A 17825-nucleotide genomic window follows, 5' to 3' on the forward strand; every position below is an offset into this window, starting at 1 on the left:
AATGTTTTGTTTGTCATTTCCGTTTCCTTAATATTTATTTTTAACTTAGATATTTAATCTTTTTGTTAGCTAGTTTATTTGAAAGATAGTCATTAATTTTGTCATTCTCCTTTTGGTTGTTGTTTTGTAAAATACTTAGAATATTGTAACTATAATTTTTCTCGTTAAATTTAAACGGAAAAAATATCGTAAAGAGGCAAGTTTCACTGACATTTCATTATTTCTCTCTAAAATGCATTGATCACTTAAGTTAAAATATCGATCTGTACTTAAATTATTTTTACTGGAGTTGTTAAACTGTCTTTGGTTGTGAGGGTTTTGACACTCTGGTATTGCGTAATGTAACCACGGTTCTTGTCGCCAAGCTGGATGTTCCGATGGGAAGCCTGCAAATTCATAAACATCTTCTGCTTCAGCTATAGTAAGATTATTATAATAGAACCCATCATAATGAGGGTTTTCGTGAAAGATTGGGTCTATTGTTCCACTTTCAATGACAAACCATCCAGCAACTTGAGAGAAAAAGAGGGTCCCAATAGCGGCACTCGGTTCTCCTAACCCATACCATGGGTTAGTGGGTGGCCAATAAGTGTATTGTCTAAGTACTGAACGAGTGTCGATAATATTTGGGGCGGAAGAAAATAGATAGAAATATACATCTGCATTGGCCATATTTGGAAATCTATCTCTATATCTTGCTAATAAATTTTGCATGTTGCTTATTTCGACGCTTAATAATCTATGGAACCCATAGGCGTCTGGCTGTACTGTACTGAGTTCTCGGGTATGTAAAAATAAACTAACAGGACTGTCGTCTGTAAGCGTGAATGCGCCGCCTGAATTAATAATTTCATCAGGAGTCAATAAAGACACTTTGAATTCGACAATTTGCTGTGCTTGTGAATTGCATATTGCTATAAGTGTTATTAATAAAACTTTGATTGAGTTTTTCAATGACTTTTTCATTTGTATTTTCTCGTTGCTATTTGTTTTTGTTTCTTCTTTAAAATTGAAACATCCCAAGCCAAGGGGGGACTCTGTAGGTATTCTAGAAGATTACTCTAATGTTTTTATTTTCTTTGTTTTGTTTTGTTATAAGTTATTATTTTTTATTGTAAGTTGTTTTTAGGTTTTTTATTTTTGTTTTATATCGAATATTGCATGCAGTTTTATTCACTGTTTATCAGGGAATAGATTTGTTCTTAATTATTTCAACATTATTTGTTGGTTGGTAATTGGATTATGTATGCAATAGTTATTGTAATTTATTTTTATATTACTTTTTTGCGAGGGGGAAAGGCGGGGGGAGTATATGGGTTTTATAGGTCTTTGTTTGGGCATAACCTAGTTATGCGTTTATAAAAATGAATTTTTTGCTTGACGTAATAATTTATTTCGCGCGTATCTATTTGGGATTGAAGGATACCGAGCAATTGACGAGTGAGCATATTGCTAGAGCATAGGGCCCACCAATAGGTAGAATAGATACATATTGTTAATGGTGGTAGGGTTTCACTACGTTCAGTTAAATAAATGAGATAGGTTGTACATTTATAAAGCTAATGGGGCGTTTTAGTATAATACGTGGTTTGAGCCCCATGCTATCTAGCTTTAGTTAGCTTTAGTTAGCTTTAGTTAGCTTTAGTTAGCTTTAGGCTCACAGTAATAAATGGCTAAGTTTTGGTGTTTTTGGTTTAGTCATTTGATGTAGTCACCTGATTTCATTGCTTATGACTTGTAACTTAATATATTGAGTATCGTCTGTGATCTGTCACGCATAAGCCATACTGATATGCCCCAAATTTGACATTTTCATCTAGCATGTCTGCTATCTTTTTAGTGAGTCTATAACCCCATGAAAAAAATACTGATTATAGCCAGTTTTACGGCAGCTTTGCTGTTGTCTGCTTGCAGTGATAAACCTACTCCTATCGAGTGTGACACCTTCAATTCTTGTTTCAATTTAAGCTTGGGGCAGGCAGTGAAAGAGACACAGGCTAATTCCGAATTCAGCCAATTAAAAGTGGTTGTGGCGGTGGATTATGACGCGGGCGGCAAGATGCACACTAAGGTGAGCGAGCCGAGCGGTTCACCAAAGTTTGACGCCATAGCCACAGAGCAGTTGCAGCGTTCGATGGAAGCGCTACTTGTCGTTATCAAGACACTGCCCGAATCTGAGCGTGAACAAGGCGATAGCATTCATATCAACTTTTCCATCAAAACTGCAGACTTTCCCATAACGCCTAAGGTCGAGCCTAAGCCCGAGCTAGTAGAAAACTTTTATGAAAATGGTCAGTTGCAGAGTCGGGGCTATAAGCTTGATGGCAATAAGGTGGGTCATTGGCAGATATTTTTTGATGACGGCAGCTTAAGATTCGATTCTCACCATCCCAGTGGTGTGCAAAAACATTTTTCTAAAGATGGCCTACTCCTAGAAGAGGGGTATTTTGAAGATGGGGTAAAGCAGGGGACGTTCAAGAACTATGACTTCGATGGGCACTTGGACACTTTGCGCAATTACCAAGATGGCGAGTTGATTGGTGTGAATGAGCGCTATTTTAAAGATGGCAGGCTAGAAGAAAAGACGTTATTCGATGTCAATGGTAATGGCACGCATCAGGAGTTTTGGCCTAACGGGGCACTTAAGTGGGAGACTGCGCTGGTTGCTCGGCAACCTAGTGGAGAGCAAAAATATTTCGCCGAAAATGGTGAACTCATTGTTGAAAAGGCCCTAACTGAAGCTAAGGTCATGCAGCGGTCTATTATCGATAAGGATTACGACACCTATATGCGCTTTGCCTTTAGCTATATGATTGAGTATGCGGGCGGTGAAGCAGCATTTAAAATTGGCACCGCAGCAATAATAGACAACTTGCAGCGTGATGGTATTAAGCAGGTCTCGACGATATTCAACGGGCCGACAAAAATGTTTCTGCAAGAGGAGGAGGTGGACGAGTATTACGTTTACCTGCCTATGGAGATCAATATGAGCACGCCTATAGGCGATGGTGTTGCAGAGACGGCTTTGATTGGGTTCTCTAAAGATATCGGCCAAACCTGGAAATTTGTAGAGGCTTCCATTGGCCGCGAGGAAGTGCTTGTTTTGCTACCAAACCTGCCGGATGCGCTTGTGATCCCGATTTTCCCAGAGCCTAGATTGATTAATGAGTCACAGACGACTTTAGCTGCTCAGCAAGCAGCGGGTGAGCAAAAACATTTCGATCAAAACGGTGAGCTTATTGCCGACAAGGCGTTAGTTGCAGCTAAGGTCATGAGGCAGTCTATTATCGATAAGGATTACGACACCTATATGCGCTTTGCTCTTAGTGTCGTTATTGATAACGCGGGTGGTGAAGCTGCATTGAAGCGTGAGATAGCAGCAATGATGGATAAGTTACAAAGCGAAGGTCTTAAGCTTGAGTCGACAAGATTCAAGGAACCGACAAAAATTTATATGCAGGAGGAGCTTGATGAATATTACGGTTACCTGCCTATGGAAATCAATATGAGCTCGCCAGTAGGCGATATAGTGGCTGAGTCGGCTTTGATTGGGGTATCTAAAGACAGTGGCGCAAACTGGAAGTTTGTTGAGGCGTTAGGTGGCCGTGAGGGAGTGCAATTGCTGCTGCCAAACTTGCCGGATGAACTTGAAATCCCGACCTTCCCAGGTCCTAGGTTGGTTAATGATAAGGCCGATTAACTAGCATTGGTATGATAAAAAGCGCTAGCAAAAATAGACTAGCGCTTTTTAGTTACATCATTGAAGTGACCGTTAAAACTAATTGACTTCAAGATGTTGGTTTAAGCTGCTTAGCTTAATGCCGCCTCAACTCGATCACGGATTTTCCGTGATTTCTCTTTGGCGAACAGCGTCATAAATTCGCTGCCGTTAGCTTGTTTAGCAAGAATATCCACTAAAGTGGCTTTGGTTTCGATACGTAAAAATCCCATTAAAGGTTTGATTTCATCTCGGCGCGCCATGGCGGCAATATATTCGCCCATACATGGGCGGTATTTTTTGATCATATATAGCAGTAGATATTCACGTTTAACGTTTCGGCTAAATAGCCAATCGAGTAGTGCTTGAAACGCAGCCTCTTCATAATCATCTTCATCGCATGCTAGGCGCGTGGCTAAATTCATTTTGCCTTGTAGCGCAAGCTGATCCATATAGCTATCTACAAGGCCATCGGTGAACACCTTATAGGCTGCGTAGCTATGGTTTGCGAGAAGTTCTACTAAGCGGCCACAACGTTCATCATCGAGTAGCCACAGATACTGGCTTAACGCATGGCTGCGATACTCTTTTAAATTGGCCGTGGTTTCATAGCTGACATATTGATTAAACTGCGGCGCAAACTCAGCATATTCTAGCTCGCCTTGCAGATATGCCCATAGGTTTTGGTTAACTTGGTTTCGGCGCTCTTCTGGACTAGGTAAGTTTTTGACTGCATCAATAACGCTTTGGGCGTCTACCTTGTCGTTAAGGATTAACACCTCGCCGCCGAGGTAGAGATTGCCATCTCTAACGGTATCCTTGTCTGCCACTAACACCTGTAGCTCGTCGCCAACCTGCTGCAAGATCTCGCAGCATATCCAATCCATCCTATCGTTTCTGCGGGTTTGACTCAGATCGGCATTAGGATGCAATGTCAGTGGTAATCGTAACTTTTTAGGTAGCTCGCCAGCGTCAGTGACAAAGCCTGAGAAGCTCACATAGTCTGTAAATTTGCTCTCAATCACCTCTTCCCACGAGTTGTGGTTTAGCTTGATAAAGTCACTCAGGCATTGCTTTAGCTCATTATCGAGTGCAAAAGGCATGCTTGGAAAACGCATCGCCACGTGCTTATGAAAATCTAGCTTTATTGGTTGATAGCTGTAATCTAGGCCGCGCAGTAACGCCTTAGCATCACTACGTCTTGCGGCGGCCAGCATGCTCTGATCGATAATCGCTGAGTCCTCATCGACGAGCTCTCCAATCAGTTCCACTAAGTTAAGGTAATCACCTGTACGTGAGGTGCTAGTGCTAAACTGCTCAACTTGATAAGCCAAGATAAAGGCTTTATCTATGCTGTGGCTGTTTAGCATGTCGAAGAAGTTGATTTCATCTAACGGCGAATCACACTTGAATTTACGGCTATGTTCGCTAAAGGCTTTAGCAACAACATGAACAACTCTAATAGGTGCCATAGTGATCAGCAGTTGCCAAATACGCTCTGCGTTAATGGCTTCGGGGATATCGAGTTGTTTTAGCCACAAGCAAGCGAGGACCACCCGTTGATAGTCATCGTCATGATCATCTAAGAAGCTATAGTTTTTTTGCACAGGGCTAATTTTAGGGAAGTATAAAAATGCCTGACGACAGATATCTTGGCTAAAAAGGTGCTGGTCTAGCAGTTCAATCATCTGTTGCTGATTAAGCTCAGGATTAGTATCGGTAAAGTAAGCTTTGATTTGTGCTTGCTCAACGTCGTTTAAGCCTTTTTCAGTACAGGGACCATCACCTAAAATGTTGGCGTTTTCTAGCATCAAGTTTAATGCACGCTCAAACACGCCATTTAGCTTTGCTTGCAAGGCTTGGGTGTAGCCATCATTCTGATTTTGCTGTTTATCTTGCAACAGCAAGTAAGCGCAAAGCGCATCGATACCTAGCTCATCTTCCGGCCAGTCTTGGCAGTCTAAGCAGGCGCGATTTGCAAATAGCTCATCAGTTTGCTTAAGCATTTCAGCCGATATTTGGTTATAACCCATGTCGATGAACTCATCTAGTAGGCTTTCAAGTGCCTTTTGCTCCGTTCTGCTTACACCTGAATCCAGCTTTGGTGTGGCATCGGTTGGCATGAAACGGGCGTAGTATTGTTCAACGCTGATAATCGCTTGATACTCTGATTCGCCCGTAAGCATGTCACACATTTCGTCATTAAAGGCTTGCTGGCCAAAGAAACGATAGAAAATGTCGACAAAGCGCAGCATGGTTTGCGCGTCGCGTACTCGGCTCTCTGGCTGAGTGTTAGCCGCTGCGGTCTCCGTATCATTACAATGCGTATCTGCACGAGCACTGACTCGACTGATAAAGCCATTGATTGCAGCTTCGCTCATGTCCTCATCAACTTCTAGCAGCAAATCTTTTGCTAGGTGCTCCATCACCTCATGGAAGTTATCGCGCACATGATCAAAGTCGTCCATATCCCAGCAAGACTCTTGGATGGCTTCATATAAGGTTAATGCGTGCTTTTCACTATGAGGGATGATGTTAAAGCATTCAATATCATCAAGGATCTCCGGATTTTCACCAGTAGATATGTAAGACAGTAGAGTGTGGCTATTTTCAAGGCTCAGCATAAACTCGTTGACCATCTTAAGTCCGCCTAGATACTTATCGCGTGCTTGTTCGCGATCAGCACGTTGAAGGCGCAGTTCTTTCTGGCGGGCAATGCTGCCTGCGTAACAACAGAGTTTGCCATTAAGCTCATGCTTTAGCAGATTTTGCAGATCCATCGCCTCATTTTCAAGGCTATCATCAATAAAGTGCTCAGCCAGCTCAGCGCTCATCCCTTCACTGTCTAGACCACAACACTCAGCAATTAAGGTGATATATAAATTGAGGATCGGCTTTTGCTCTTCCAGCGAGTCATGTTGGCTATATACCAGTGCAGGCTGGGCATGAAAGCGTTGCTTAACAAGCTCAATAAAGCGTGGGTATTTATCTGGATTAGCTTTTAAATAATCCCCAAGTGGCTGGTATCTTGGGGCTGGTTGTTCCCAATCACTGCCGTAAAAAGCGAATCTAAAGCTGTGATTGTCACACCAGATAAAGGCGTTCATCATAGCCTCGCACCAACCATGTTTCCTGAGTAGGCTTAGCAACATATCGCCATAGCCTACCGCATGGTCATCATCCCAATAGGGGATAAAAAACTGCGCTAAATAAGTGGCGTCATTAGCGTCTTTGGCCGCCATCATATACATGGGTTCTGCGCCAAATACTCGGGTGTCATCGAGCCACATCTCACTGGTGTCGTTTTCAAAGCGGGCGTAGTTGACCATGGCTTGTGCAGTCTTACGTAGCTGTGGTGTGAGCGACTCATGCTCAAGGGCTAGGGCAAATAATAGGGTTTCAGATAGATACAGCAGACGTTCATCACTTACAAGATAACTACTTAAGTGGCCGCCATCTGGATTGAGTGAGAGTGCTGCCATTGCTAGCTGTTGATCTTGTAGCATGTCCAGTTGCAGGTGCTCACGCGTGCCGCTGCTGTTATCCATAAACATCAAGTTGAATCGACCGCCTTTATCAAAGGCTAGATGCGCTTCTAATTGAGCTTGATATGCTTTTAAGGCTTGCTCAATACTCGCGCTGTCGTGGCGGTTAAATTCGATAACTTGTAGCTGGCTAAATGCGTCCATACTTCTGTCCTATTAACGCTGAATCGATTGCTGCCGAGAGTGGTGCTACGGCTAGGTTTTGATTGGATAATAGCCTATTACCCTTTTAAGAACAGGTGTTTAGATTGTTACTAGTTTCAGTAAAGTGTCGATTTGTGATGGAGCTTGGTTTTGGCTAAATAAGTTGTTTGATAATTATCCAGTAGATGTTTACTGCGATTGAAAAGTGACCTTCAGGTAAGTGGCTCGTTTTTTTATCAACGATTGGACATTGATTGCTTGGATTAGTAAGGTAGGCTCCGCAATAAGGATGGCGTACTGAAATCTCTCTGGTTTTAGTGCGGCTCACATCAGGATGATGTGTCTCAACCTCAGCGTTTGTTTACTCATCTTGAAGATATAAACTCTTGTCGCTATATAAGCTTTAACTGCTCCTCCATTGTTTGGCTGGACTTGTTTAAAGAAATTTTAAAGGAACTTAAAAGGAAGTAAGTATGAATTGGTATCTCCTCGCCCTAAAAAAGTATTTCGATTTTGGTGGCCGCTCAAGACGTAAAGAGTATTGGATGTTTGCGCTGTTCAATATCATCTTTAGCATCGTCTTGACCTTTGTTGACTCGATGTTTGGTACCATGAACCTAGAAACGGGAATGGGGCTATTTAGTGGTCTATATGCGCTAGCGGTATTTATTCCTGGACTTGCGCTTACTGTACGCCGGTTACATGATATTAATAAGAGCGGTTGGTGGTTACTGATTCTACTGGTACCACTAATCGGTGTGATTACTATATTCGTTTTCTGCGTGCTCGACAGTAAAGCTGAAGAGAATAGCTGGGGTATGAGCCCTAAGATGGCTTAGGCGTTAGTTGCCAACTAAAAAGGCTGCCAATAGGCAGCCTTTTGCTTTTATTGAACGAGATTAACGTCCGCCTGGCTCGGCAAAACGAGTCATCCAATCTTCTACTTGGTTATACCAATAGATAGAGTTGTTTGGCTTCATGATCCAGTGATTCTCGTCTGGGAAGTAGATCATCTTTGATTCAACACCGCGGGTTTGTAAAGTACGGAATAACTCAAAACCTTGGCCGACCGGTACGCGATAATCAAGCTGACCGTGGATCACTAAGGTCGGGGTGTTAAAGTTCTCGGCAAAGTAGTGCGGTGAGATAGACTTATAGATCTCAGGCTTTTCCCAGTAGCTGCCAAAGCGAGTACTGTGCACTGAGAAGTCTGCTGCCATCTGTGAGTACATGTTGTACACAGCTGCATGGATCATTAACGCGTTAAACGGGTGCTCTTGGCCTAAGATTATCGAAGTTAAATAACCGCCGTAGCTCGCGCCACCAGCCACCATACGTTCGCTATCGATCCAATCTTTTTGCTCAAACCAATCCGCCGCTTTCAGTACATCTTCCAATGACTTGTTCTTCCAGTCAGGGTTGATGCTGTCAGCAAACTCTTGACCAAATCCACTTGAACCGTGGAAGTTAGGCCATGCTGTGACATAACCCCAAGAGGCAAACGTCTGCGCGTTCCAGCGGTAGTGGAAACCATCAGAAATTGCATTGTGTGGGCCGCCGTGAATAAGCATCATCAGCGGGTACTTTTTGCTACGATCAAAACCTGGTGGGTAGTGTACCCACATCTGAATGTCTTGATCGTTATAGCCTTTGTAGGTTACCGACTCATAAGTGCCCATATCAACGTCAGCAAGAATGTCGTCGTTAAAGCTATCTAGACGGGTGGTTTTGCCATTGCGTGGATTAATGGTCACAAGGCGAGCTGGATATAGGAAGCTGTCGTTCGTCGCAACGATAGTGCCGTCTTTGGCCATCACAGGCTTACCAAAGTTGGTGTCTTTAGTGATGGCTTTGACTTTGCCGTTTTTCGCATTGATGTGGTAAATACGGCTGGTGGCGGCATCATCAATAGCTGCGTAAAAACCTTTACTGTCTTTAGTCCAGCCAAAGCGTGATACTGAGCGGTCCCAAGAGTCGTTAATGACTTTGGGTTGACGCTGTTTCATATCCATCAACACTAGGCGCGTGGTATCAGCGTAGAAACCGTGGATCAGCTGCTGGGTAAAGGCTAAGGTTTTACTGTTAGGGCTAAATTGCGGATTGCTATTTGGCGCTTCATTGTCTGGAGTTAAGTTTTCTGCTTTGCCGCTACCGATTTTAGCTAAGAAAATATCAATCTTAGGGTCAACTTCGCGGTTTTTTAGATCTTCATCCCAACCGTTAGCAGTAAAGGCAATCCACTGCTCATTTGGCGCGATATCATAGCTTGATGCGCTTTGTGATGAGCGAGGTAGCTGGTGCTTTAACGGTTGAGTGATAGCTTCGATTTCGCCGCCCTTGGCTGGGATACGGAATACATGGGCCTCGCGGTCTTCATCAATCCAGTGGTCGAAGCTTGAGTATGGTAGCTCAGTCCATTGGTGAGCAGAGACTTTAGTGTCTTTATCAGCTTGTAGTTGTACAGTCATTTCTTCCCAGTTTTTACCCGGGAAAATACGGCTAATAAAGTAGATGTGTTTACCCACCCACTTCATACCATATACGCCGCCTGGCACATCAGTCAGCTTTTGTGCTTCGCCCGGACCAGTCATTGGCAATAGGTACACTTGACCTGCTGAATCTTCATCGCGCTTGCTGATAAAAGCCAATGTTTTACCGTCGGGTGAGAAGGTGGCTTCGCTGGCGCGCATGCCTTTAGCGGTAAGTGCTTGTTGGCTAGTGCCATCTTTATCAAACAACCAAAGCTGCGTTGAGCCTTTATCTTCAGGCACATCATATTGGGTGACTGGCGCGACGATTTTGTCGCCGTCTGGTGAAATAATTGGACTGCCTATACGGTTAAGTTGCCACAGCACATCAACCGAAAGCGGTTTGGTTTGTTCTGCCAATGCTGTCGCCATCGGCATTAACAGGCACAGTAACAGGATCCCGGCTTTCTTCACGAGTGGTTCTCCTTAGGAGCAATTTGTTGAGTTTTTTATTAGTGTTTTAGCCAGTTTGTTACTGGCGAAGCTAGTATAGCCGCGAATATTGCGAAAAGGATATCAATATCAAAAGGCTGTTGCAGATGGTTACACATCTGCTTTAAACGGAAATTAATTACAGGGAATAGAAACAGAATTGAGAAGAGAGTGAGACTCAAATAGAAATGGCGGCTGAACCTTGAGTTCAGCCGCCATTATCTTTTGCGCTTTTAGCTATGATGCTAGCTGCGATTAAACGAGATTAAAAATCTTCGTCGTCGCCACCAAAATCACCGAAACCGCCGTCATCAAAGCCGCCAAAGCTTTCATCACCACCAAAACCAGTGTTAGCAAAAGTGTCTTCACTTGCATACTCAGAAGCGAAACCAGAGTTGTCATCTAAGAAGCTAGAACCTGTATCTTCAGATGCGGTATCTGCAGCTGCAGTCTCAGTTGGCGCTTCGGTTTCAGCAGGAGCTTCAGGTGCGACTTCTGGCGCAGCTTCTGCAGTTGCAGTCTCTTCGCCACCAAACAGTGCGTTGCTAATTAGGTTGCCTGCAACCATACCTGCAGCTACACCCGCAGCTGTTTGCATGAAGCTACCGAAAGCACTTGGTTGACGTACAGGTTGAGGTTGTACCGGTGCAGGGTTAGCACCACCCATCATGCGGCTTAGTGTGCCACGCTCAGACTCTTTTCTGAAGTGGTCAACTTGGGTCTGTAAGAAGTCACTCTTTGACTTAAGCTCTTTAAGTGCCATCTCTTGTACAAGAACCGCTTGAGTTAGCTTGTAAACGATATCTTCTTGAGAAGCGATTTCTTGGCTGATTAGGGTTTCAGCTTCAGCATCTTTTGGCTTGTTTGGACTAGCCTTTAATTTGTTAGCTACGTTTTGGATTAGTTCTTGTTCTTGCGGAGTCATTGTTAAATTCCTAAATGTAAGGATACGTCTTTACGTATTTGACGTGCATCCTAGCCTAAGGTTCACATAGTGCGTATAACTAATAATTAATCAGCTAATCAATAGCTTAAATAACTATCAGTTAACAACATTTAACAAACAAGCAGCTTTAAAAACTTACAAAGATTAAGAGAGTTTTATCTAAAAGCTCGCTGCTTTGGATAAAGTACTGATAGTGGATTGAAGGGGGCGTTGAGGTGGGAGTTAAGACTAAAAAAATGCTTAGTTCCAGATAACCTAGAACTAAGCATTGATAGATTATGACGCTAGAATCGCCGTCTTAGAAAGACATAAATAGACCAACAACGGTCGCCGATAATAGGTTAGCTAGAGTTGCGGCTAAAAGTACTTTCATACCAACAGAAGCAATGTAGCTCGACTTGTTAGGGATCATGGTGCTTAGCGCTGCAACCACCATAGACACAGAGCCAATGTTAGCAAAGCCACAAAGTGCCACAGTGATGATAGCAACAGACTTTGGTGACATCACTTCACCTGTTGCAGCAACTACAGTTTCACCAGAGATGTAAGGTGCAAAACCTGCGTAAGCAACAAACTCGTTCAGTACTAGCTTTTGCGCAATAAAGTTACCGGCAATATTGGCTTCAGCCCAAGGCACACCAATTAACCAAGCGATAGGCGAGAATGCATAGCCCATGAGTAGTTCAAGCGTGACGCCTTCGAAACCAAATAAGCCGCCAGCCCAGCCAATCATGCTGTTTAGCATTGCCATTAAGCCGATACAGGCAATCAAAATCGCGCCCACAACCGCGGCAATTTGCATACCGGCAATCGCGCCTTTAGCAATAGCATCGATAAAGTTTGATGGCTTTTCATCATCAGACAGCGCTGGTACATCATTCACAGGCTGCTCTGTTTCTGGGATCATCAATTTGGCAAATAGTAGACCTGCTGGCGCACTCATAAAACACGCCATAACTAAGTAGCGAACTTCAACGCCCATACCAGCAAGACCTGCTAATACAGAGCCCGCAATCGATGCTAAACCACCCACCATGATGGCGAAGATCTCTGATTTAGTTAGGTGTGGATGCCAAGGCTTAACGAATAGTGGTGCTTCTGTTTGACCACATACCGTGTTGGCAATGGCGTTCATTGATTCGGCTTTCGACGAACCAATAAGCTTTTGTAGGCCGCCACCTAGTACTTTAACCACAAAGCCCATGATCCCCATATAGTGCAGTAAGCTAACGAGTGATGCAGTGAAGATAATGGCTGGTAATACTTGGAATGCAAAGATGAAACCTAAGTTCTCGACTTGGAATGTCACTAGGTTACCAAACACAAAGCTAATACCTTTAGATGCAAAGCCTAAAACATTGGCTACGCCGTTTGATAAAGAAAGTAATACGCTTTCACCAAAGCTGGTGGCTAATACAAAGCCTGCAATGGTTAATTGGATGAGCAGTGCGCCACCAACTGTACGCCAGTTAACTTGTTTTTTAGCATTACAGAAAAGGTAGCCTACGATAAGTAGGGCTGCGATACCTAATATGGATTGAAACATGATGGAAAGACCTATTATGAAATTGATTAATTAAGCTGATGACAATCGGTTAATTAAGTAAGTTGATTGATTAAATGGGTTAAGCGCTCTACATGCTGTTGAGCTAATTGCATCACGGTGTTTTGATCGCCACCTTCATCAGGTGTTGAGTTCATCTCGAAGGTGATTACCGTGTCGACTATTTCCATCTGTGCAGCCTTAACGGGATGCATAGCGGCTTGTAAATATTGCTCAAGAGGTAAGAAGTTAAACTCGCCAGCTTGGTAAGAGCTTTCAGTTGCACCACAGGTAATTGATAAGATCACTTTTTTGCCTTTTAGCTTGTCACCGTTAGGACCAAAGGCAAAGTTGTAGGTAAATACTTCATCAAACCACAGCTTCATCAAAGCAGGATAGGTGGACCAGTAAAGCGGAAACTGCAGCACGATAACGTCGGCTTTCGTCAGTAAATCCTGCTCAACTTGAACATCAATTTGATAGTTTGGATAAACTTCATCGAGTCTATGGATCTTAAATAGATCTAAAGCCTCGAGTCGTTTAAGGATTTCAATATTAGCAACGGATCGGCTGAGATCTGGATGACCCGAAATAAGCAGAACCTCGCATTGGCTTTGTTTCATTTTTATACACTTAAAATTAGTCAAAAAGTAATGTCAAAAGTGCACACAGTCTCCCCTCAAAGTGATAACAATGAGGATGCCGTTGGTTTTATAAGGTTTACATTATTTAGGTCTGGAGCTGCGGCGCGCTAATATTACATAGCTGTTTAACAAAGTAGATTAGCTTGGGGTGGTTTTGGTATTGGAGTCACATTTAACTTGCATTTTTGCAGCAAAAAAGAGCCATGGCTCTGCTGATGTTTGTTGATTAATGCTTATATATTAATTGGTTAATTAGGAGTTGTTTATGTGGCTTTCCGTCTTTATGGGGGCGATAAGCCTTACAAGCTAGTCAGGCTTCCTTCTTAAAGAAATATCGCCACTAATAATATTAGCTTGCTCACCCGTAAGACTAACCAGCTTAGCTTCAATGTGCATCGACATTGGAAACTGGCTATCTGGCTGTTTGATAATCACCTCAGCATAGGTTCTGACGCGATTAGATAGAAAATAGTAAGTGCCATTCCATAGACAATCAAAGTAGAAGTTTTTCTCGCTAAGGTTGATATTTTCTAAGCGGTTTTTAGAGTGCCTTAAGTAGTTATCGGTAGTGATAATACTGCAAGTGTTGCTAGCGCTGCCATTTGTGTTAGTGAACTTAAAGGTTAACGCGGACTTATTGTTTAGCTTGCCTTGAGTGCCACCCAGATATTTGTTGAGTTCAATGGTTACTGGAGTTGTGCTGGGAGTTGTTGTGGACTTTGAGATAGCGTGAGAGTTTATCGATAGCATCAAGCCGCTAGCAATCAGTATGGGGCTCACCCTGAATAGAATATGCATGGTGCTTTCCTTGCCATTTATTATCTTTACATCTGTGCATTCTTTACGCACTTATAATGCACTTCTGTTGTCAATTCAGCAAGCTTGCATTTGTAATTAAGTTGTTGAAAATAAAGCTTTTCATTAATTATGCGTTTTACTGATAATTTGGCCAGTTTATTCGCTAAAGCATCGTTTAAAAGTTAGGGCGCTTTATAGCAAGACAATACAAGGTTGGGCAGAGGCCTACCCAACTTAATTCATGGCATTAATGAGCCGTAGTGTGTGTTAATGAATACTCTGGTGGCTAAATCGCAAGTGCTTGGCATCTTTAATCAGTTTGATAAAGTCCTCTCTAGCCATGTGAACAAGCGTGTTGTGATCGCCGGCCTCTATGTAGATCTCTTTGGCTTCTACTAACAGATCGTCATAAACGGCCTCGATATTGTAGACCTCTCCTAAAGAGGGGATAGCACCTTTGTGACAGTCACTAAACATGTCATAAACCTCTTTTTCCTCAATCAAACGTAGGTCGCGATTAAGTTTATCGCCTAGGGTTCTGAGGCTTACCTTATGGTTTGCCGGCAGTACCGCCATCACTCTTCGGTCTTCATGATCTTCTAGGATCACCGCTTTGGCTAGTTTTGACAGCGGAATGTTAGCTGCGATAGCTGAGCTTATTGAGCTAAAGCTATGAGGGTGAGGCACGAGTTTAAAGTCGACCTTTTTATCATTAAGGTATTCATTCAATCGGGCTGAAATAGACATAGTGTTACCTCTTAAAAGCCAAATGATGCTATCTATAATTATAGTTCAGAGATATCGAAATAGACCGAATAGCGCGAGCTGCTAAGGATTGATATTGGCAAGAGATGATGACATTGCAAGGGGAGCCATTGGTGGCCGTCCCCCTCACAAATTACCCAGAGTTAAGTCTGTTGTCTAAGCATTTTATTTAAGTGCTTTTTTAAGTGCATTATCTCAGTACCTTACTCAAAAATGCCTGAGTCCTTGCCTCTTTTGGATTGCTAAACAGGGCTTCAGGTTCACTCTGTTCAACAATTACGCCGCCATCCATAAAGATTACTCTGTCGGAAACATCCCGAGCAAAGCCCATCTCATGGGTAACAATCACCATAGTCATGCCTTTTTGCGCCAGTGATTTCATCACATCGAGTACATCGCCGACCATCTCAGGATCGAGCGCCGAGGTAGGTTCATCGAACAGCATCAGATCGGGTTTCATTGCCAAGGCTCTTGCAATAGCAACACGCTGTTTTTGACCACCCGATAAACTTGATGGATAGGTATCGGCCTTATCTTTTAGGCCAACCTGCTCAAGCAGAGATTCAGCTTCGATATCGGCTTGAGCTTGTGTCATTAGCTTTAGTTTTACAGGTGAAAGGGTGATGTTTTGCTTAACTGTTTTATGGGGAAACAGGTTAAAGTTTTGAAACACCATACCTACTTTTTGTCTTAACTTATCGACACAAGCACCAGCAGCACTAATCGATTGACCATCAATGACTATTTCGCCTTCACTGGGTTGCTCGAGTAAGTTGATACAGCGTAGGAAGGTACTCTTACCGCTCCCTGATGGTCCGATTACGCTGACCACTTCGCCATGGTTAATCTGCTCGCTTATCCCCTTTAGCACTTGGTTATCGCCAAAGCTCTTATGTAAATTATTAATCTTAATCACTTTGCTTTAACCTCGTTTCAAATCTAGACAGCATAAAGGTGAAGATATATGTCAGTAATAGGTAGATCAGCGCACAGGTAAATAACGGCACACTGTCTTCGAAGGTACGGCTACGGATGATCTCACCAGCCCGCATTAAGTCCACTCCACCGATGAAGCCAATCACCGCAGTCTCTTTGAGCAACACGATAAACTCGTTACCCAGCGATGGCAGAATGTTCTTAATCGCCTGAGGCAGAATGACCTCTTTCATGGTTTGACCGTGAGACAAACCGAGTGATCTTGCCGCTTCCATCTGACCTTTATCGACGGCCTGAATACCGGCTCTAATGATCTCTGAAATATAGGCACCACTGTTAAGGCCAAAGGCGATAATTGCTGCGGTGATCTTATCGACATCTAATGCAGCAAGCACGATGAAGTAAAGGATCACTAACTGCACAACGACCGGTGTACCACGAATAATGCTGACATAAATATTCGCTGGCCAACTCAGGTACCATTTTGACGACATCTTCATCAAGGTGGTTGCCACCCCGAGAATAGAACCGATTATCATGGCAAAGAAGGTCACAATTAAAGTGACTTTAAGGCCGTTCAGAATAAGATAAATTCCGATTAGGCCATCTTCGCCAATGGGGGTAAACAGAGAAGTGTTAATTGCATCTATCATCACAGACTCACTTCATATGCTTGCTAACGAGGGCGTCATAGCCACCGTTTTGCTTCATGATACTTAAGCTAGTGTTGATGCTGTTTAGTAGCTCAACTTTATCTTTAGCCACTGCAAAACCGTAAAACTCTGGTGAAAAATCTAGCTCAACCATTTTTAGCTGTGGATTCTTCTCTAAAAAGCTGATGGCGGGTTCGCTGTCAAACAACACCAAATCAACCTTGGCATTTTTTAGCTCCATCACGGCTTCGAAGCCTGAGTTGAATGCGGTCACTTGTTGGCTGTAGCCCTTAGCCATAATGTCGCCAGTAGAGCCTAGTTGCACTGCGATATGCTTATCCTTAAGGTCTTCTAGGCTATTGATGCTGTTGTTACCTTTATTGACTAGCACCATCTGGGTAGCTTCATAGTAAGGCTCAGAAAAGTTAACACTAGCCTGACGCTCTGGAGTGATGGTCATACCCGAGGCGATAAAGTCGACTTTGCCAGCATTGAGCGCAACAATCAGTGAGTCAAAATTCATGTTTTCAACTTTTAGGGTTTTACCGGCATCTTTTGCTATTTGACGTGCTAAATCGATATCGAAGCCCATGATTTCATCGCCGCTAGTGCCACCAACATATTCAAAAGGTGGGAATGAAGCATTGGTGCCGACTACAAGTACATCATCACTCTTACCACAGCCCGTTAGCATTAATGCACCTGTTAATCCTAAGCTTGCTACAACCAATACTGACTTCTTCATTTTCAATTCTCTTAATCAAAATACTCAATTGGTATCGACTATAAACTGATAAAACTCAAAATCAATAATTATTCATTGAAAATGATTAAAAATTCAATGCGAGTGATTTGAATGATTAACTATTAATCATTGACTCTGTTTTCTTAACGCTTTGGTAACAGGTTTTGCAGTGTTTTGTTGGTGTTTCTTATATTGTTTAGATTTTCATGTAGTAGTGGAGGGTGAATAAATATGTGGTGGGTGGTGACGGGCTGGACTTTTTTGAATAAAGTATAGGTAAAGCATGCTCGCTTCATTGTTGTAGTGAGCATGTTTAATTAAAGAACAGCAGGGATTTCAGTGTTCAGTCAGGCTAGCAAGCAGTGCGAAAAGGATCTAATAAGCTGCAATTAGTGGGTCAAATTGACGAGAAAGTTGCAGCAGAAAAC

At 43.0% G+C, this 17825-nt stretch carries 13 protein-coding genes; 2 read left to right on the forward strand and 11 right to left on the reverse strand.

What is annotated here, in order from left to right; all coding sequences use genetic code 11:
- Positions 1-135 precede the first annotated feature (135 nt).
- Positions 136-966, reverse strand: coding sequence for an enterotoxin A family protein (locus K5Q73_RS00005; protein ID WP_220758764.1), 831 nt, complete (start codon positions 964-966; stop codon positions 136-138).
- A gap of 1015 nt (positions 967-1981) precedes the next feature.
- On the opposite strand from K5Q73_RS00005, the gene K5Q73_RS00010 reads away from it, so the two are divergent.
- Positions 1982-3700: a toxin-antitoxin system YwqK family antitoxin gene (locus K5Q73_RS00010; RefSeq protein WP_220758763.1), complete on the forward strand. Its 1719-nt coding sequence runs from the start codon at positions 1982-1984 to the stop codon at positions 3698-3700.
- A gap of 110 nt (positions 3701-3810) precedes the next feature.
- Here K5Q73_RS00010 and K5Q73_RS00015 read toward each other — a convergent pair whose 3' ends face one another.
- Positions 3811-7407: a hypothetical protein gene (locus K5Q73_RS00015; protein ID WP_220758762.1), complete on the reverse strand. Its 3597-nt coding sequence runs from the start codon at positions 7405-7407 to the stop codon at positions 3811-3813.
- A 473-nt stretch (positions 7408-7880) separates the two neighbouring features.
- Here K5Q73_RS00015 and K5Q73_RS00020 point away from each other — a divergent pair, with 473 nt between their 5' ends.
- On the forward strand, positions 7881-8246 hold the full coding sequence (locus K5Q73_RS00020) for a DUF805 domain-containing protein (protein ID WP_220758761.1): 366 nt from the start codon (positions 7881-7883) through the stop codon (positions 8244-8246).
- Positions 8247-8306: 60 nt separating this feature from the next.
- Here K5Q73_RS00020 and K5Q73_RS00025 read toward each other — a convergent pair whose 3' ends face one another.
- From K5Q73_RS00025 to K5Q73_RS00065, 9 genes are all read right to left on the reverse strand, one after another.
- Positions 8307-10349, reverse strand: a complete 2043-nt coding sequence (locus K5Q73_RS00025; protein WP_220758760.1) for a S9 family peptidase — start codon at positions 10347-10349, stop codon at positions 8307-8309.
- A 283-nt stretch (positions 10350-10632) separates the two neighbouring features.
- Positions 10633-11292: a DUF2076 family protein gene (locus tag K5Q73_RS00030; protein ID WP_220758759.1), complete on the reverse strand. Its 660-nt coding sequence runs from the start codon at positions 11290-11292 to the stop codon at positions 10633-10635.
- A gap of 319 nt (positions 11293-11611) precedes the next feature.
- Entirely contained in the window at positions 11612-12859 is a 1248-nt protein-coding gene (locus K5Q73_RS00035) for a NupC/NupG family nucleoside CNT transporter (RefSeq protein ID WP_220758758.1), read from the reverse strand.
- Between the two features lie 53 nt (positions 12860-12912).
- Positions 12913-13479: an NAD(P)H-dependent oxidoreductase gene (locus K5Q73_RS00040; RefSeq protein WP_220758757.1), complete on the reverse strand. Its 567-nt coding sequence runs from the start codon at positions 13477-13479 to the stop codon at positions 12913-12915.
- Positions 13480-13806: 327 nt separating this feature from the next.
- Complete coding sequence (locus K5Q73_RS00045) at positions 13807-14298, reverse strand: hypothetical protein (RefSeq protein WP_220758756.1); 492 nt, start codon at positions 14296-14298, stop codon at positions 13807-13809.
- 267 nt (positions 14299-14565) lie between these two features.
- Positions 14566-15045: a YbaK/EbsC family protein gene (locus K5Q73_RS00050; protein ID WP_220758755.1), complete on the reverse strand. Its 480-nt coding sequence runs from the start codon at positions 15043-15045 to the stop codon at positions 14566-14568.
- Between the two features lie 208 nt (positions 15046-15253).
- On the reverse strand, positions 15254-15979 hold the full coding sequence (locus K5Q73_RS00055) for an amino acid ABC transporter ATP-binding protein (protein WP_220758754.1): 726 nt from the start codon (positions 15977-15979) through the stop codon (positions 15254-15256).
- Entirely contained in the window at positions 15972-16652 is a 681-nt protein-coding gene (locus K5Q73_RS00060; protein WP_220758753.1) for an amino acid ABC transporter permease, read from the reverse strand. The genes K5Q73_RS00055 and K5Q73_RS00060 overlap by 8 nt, the downstream gene beginning before the upstream one ends.
- Before the next feature lie 7 nt (positions 16653-16659).
- The gene (locus tag K5Q73_RS00065; RefSeq protein WP_220758752.1) at positions 16660-17397 is read right to left on the reverse strand and encodes a basic amino acid ABC transporter substrate-binding protein; all 738 of its coding nucleotides are present in this window, start codon (positions 17395-17397) and stop codon (positions 16660-16662) included.
- Between the last annotated feature and the right edge of the window lie 428 nt (positions 17398-17825).

Source organism: Shewanella sp. MBTL60-112-B2, from assembly GCF_019655055.1.
Classification (GTDB): Bacteria; Pseudomonadota; Gammaproteobacteria; order Enterobacterales; family Shewanellaceae; genus Shewanella.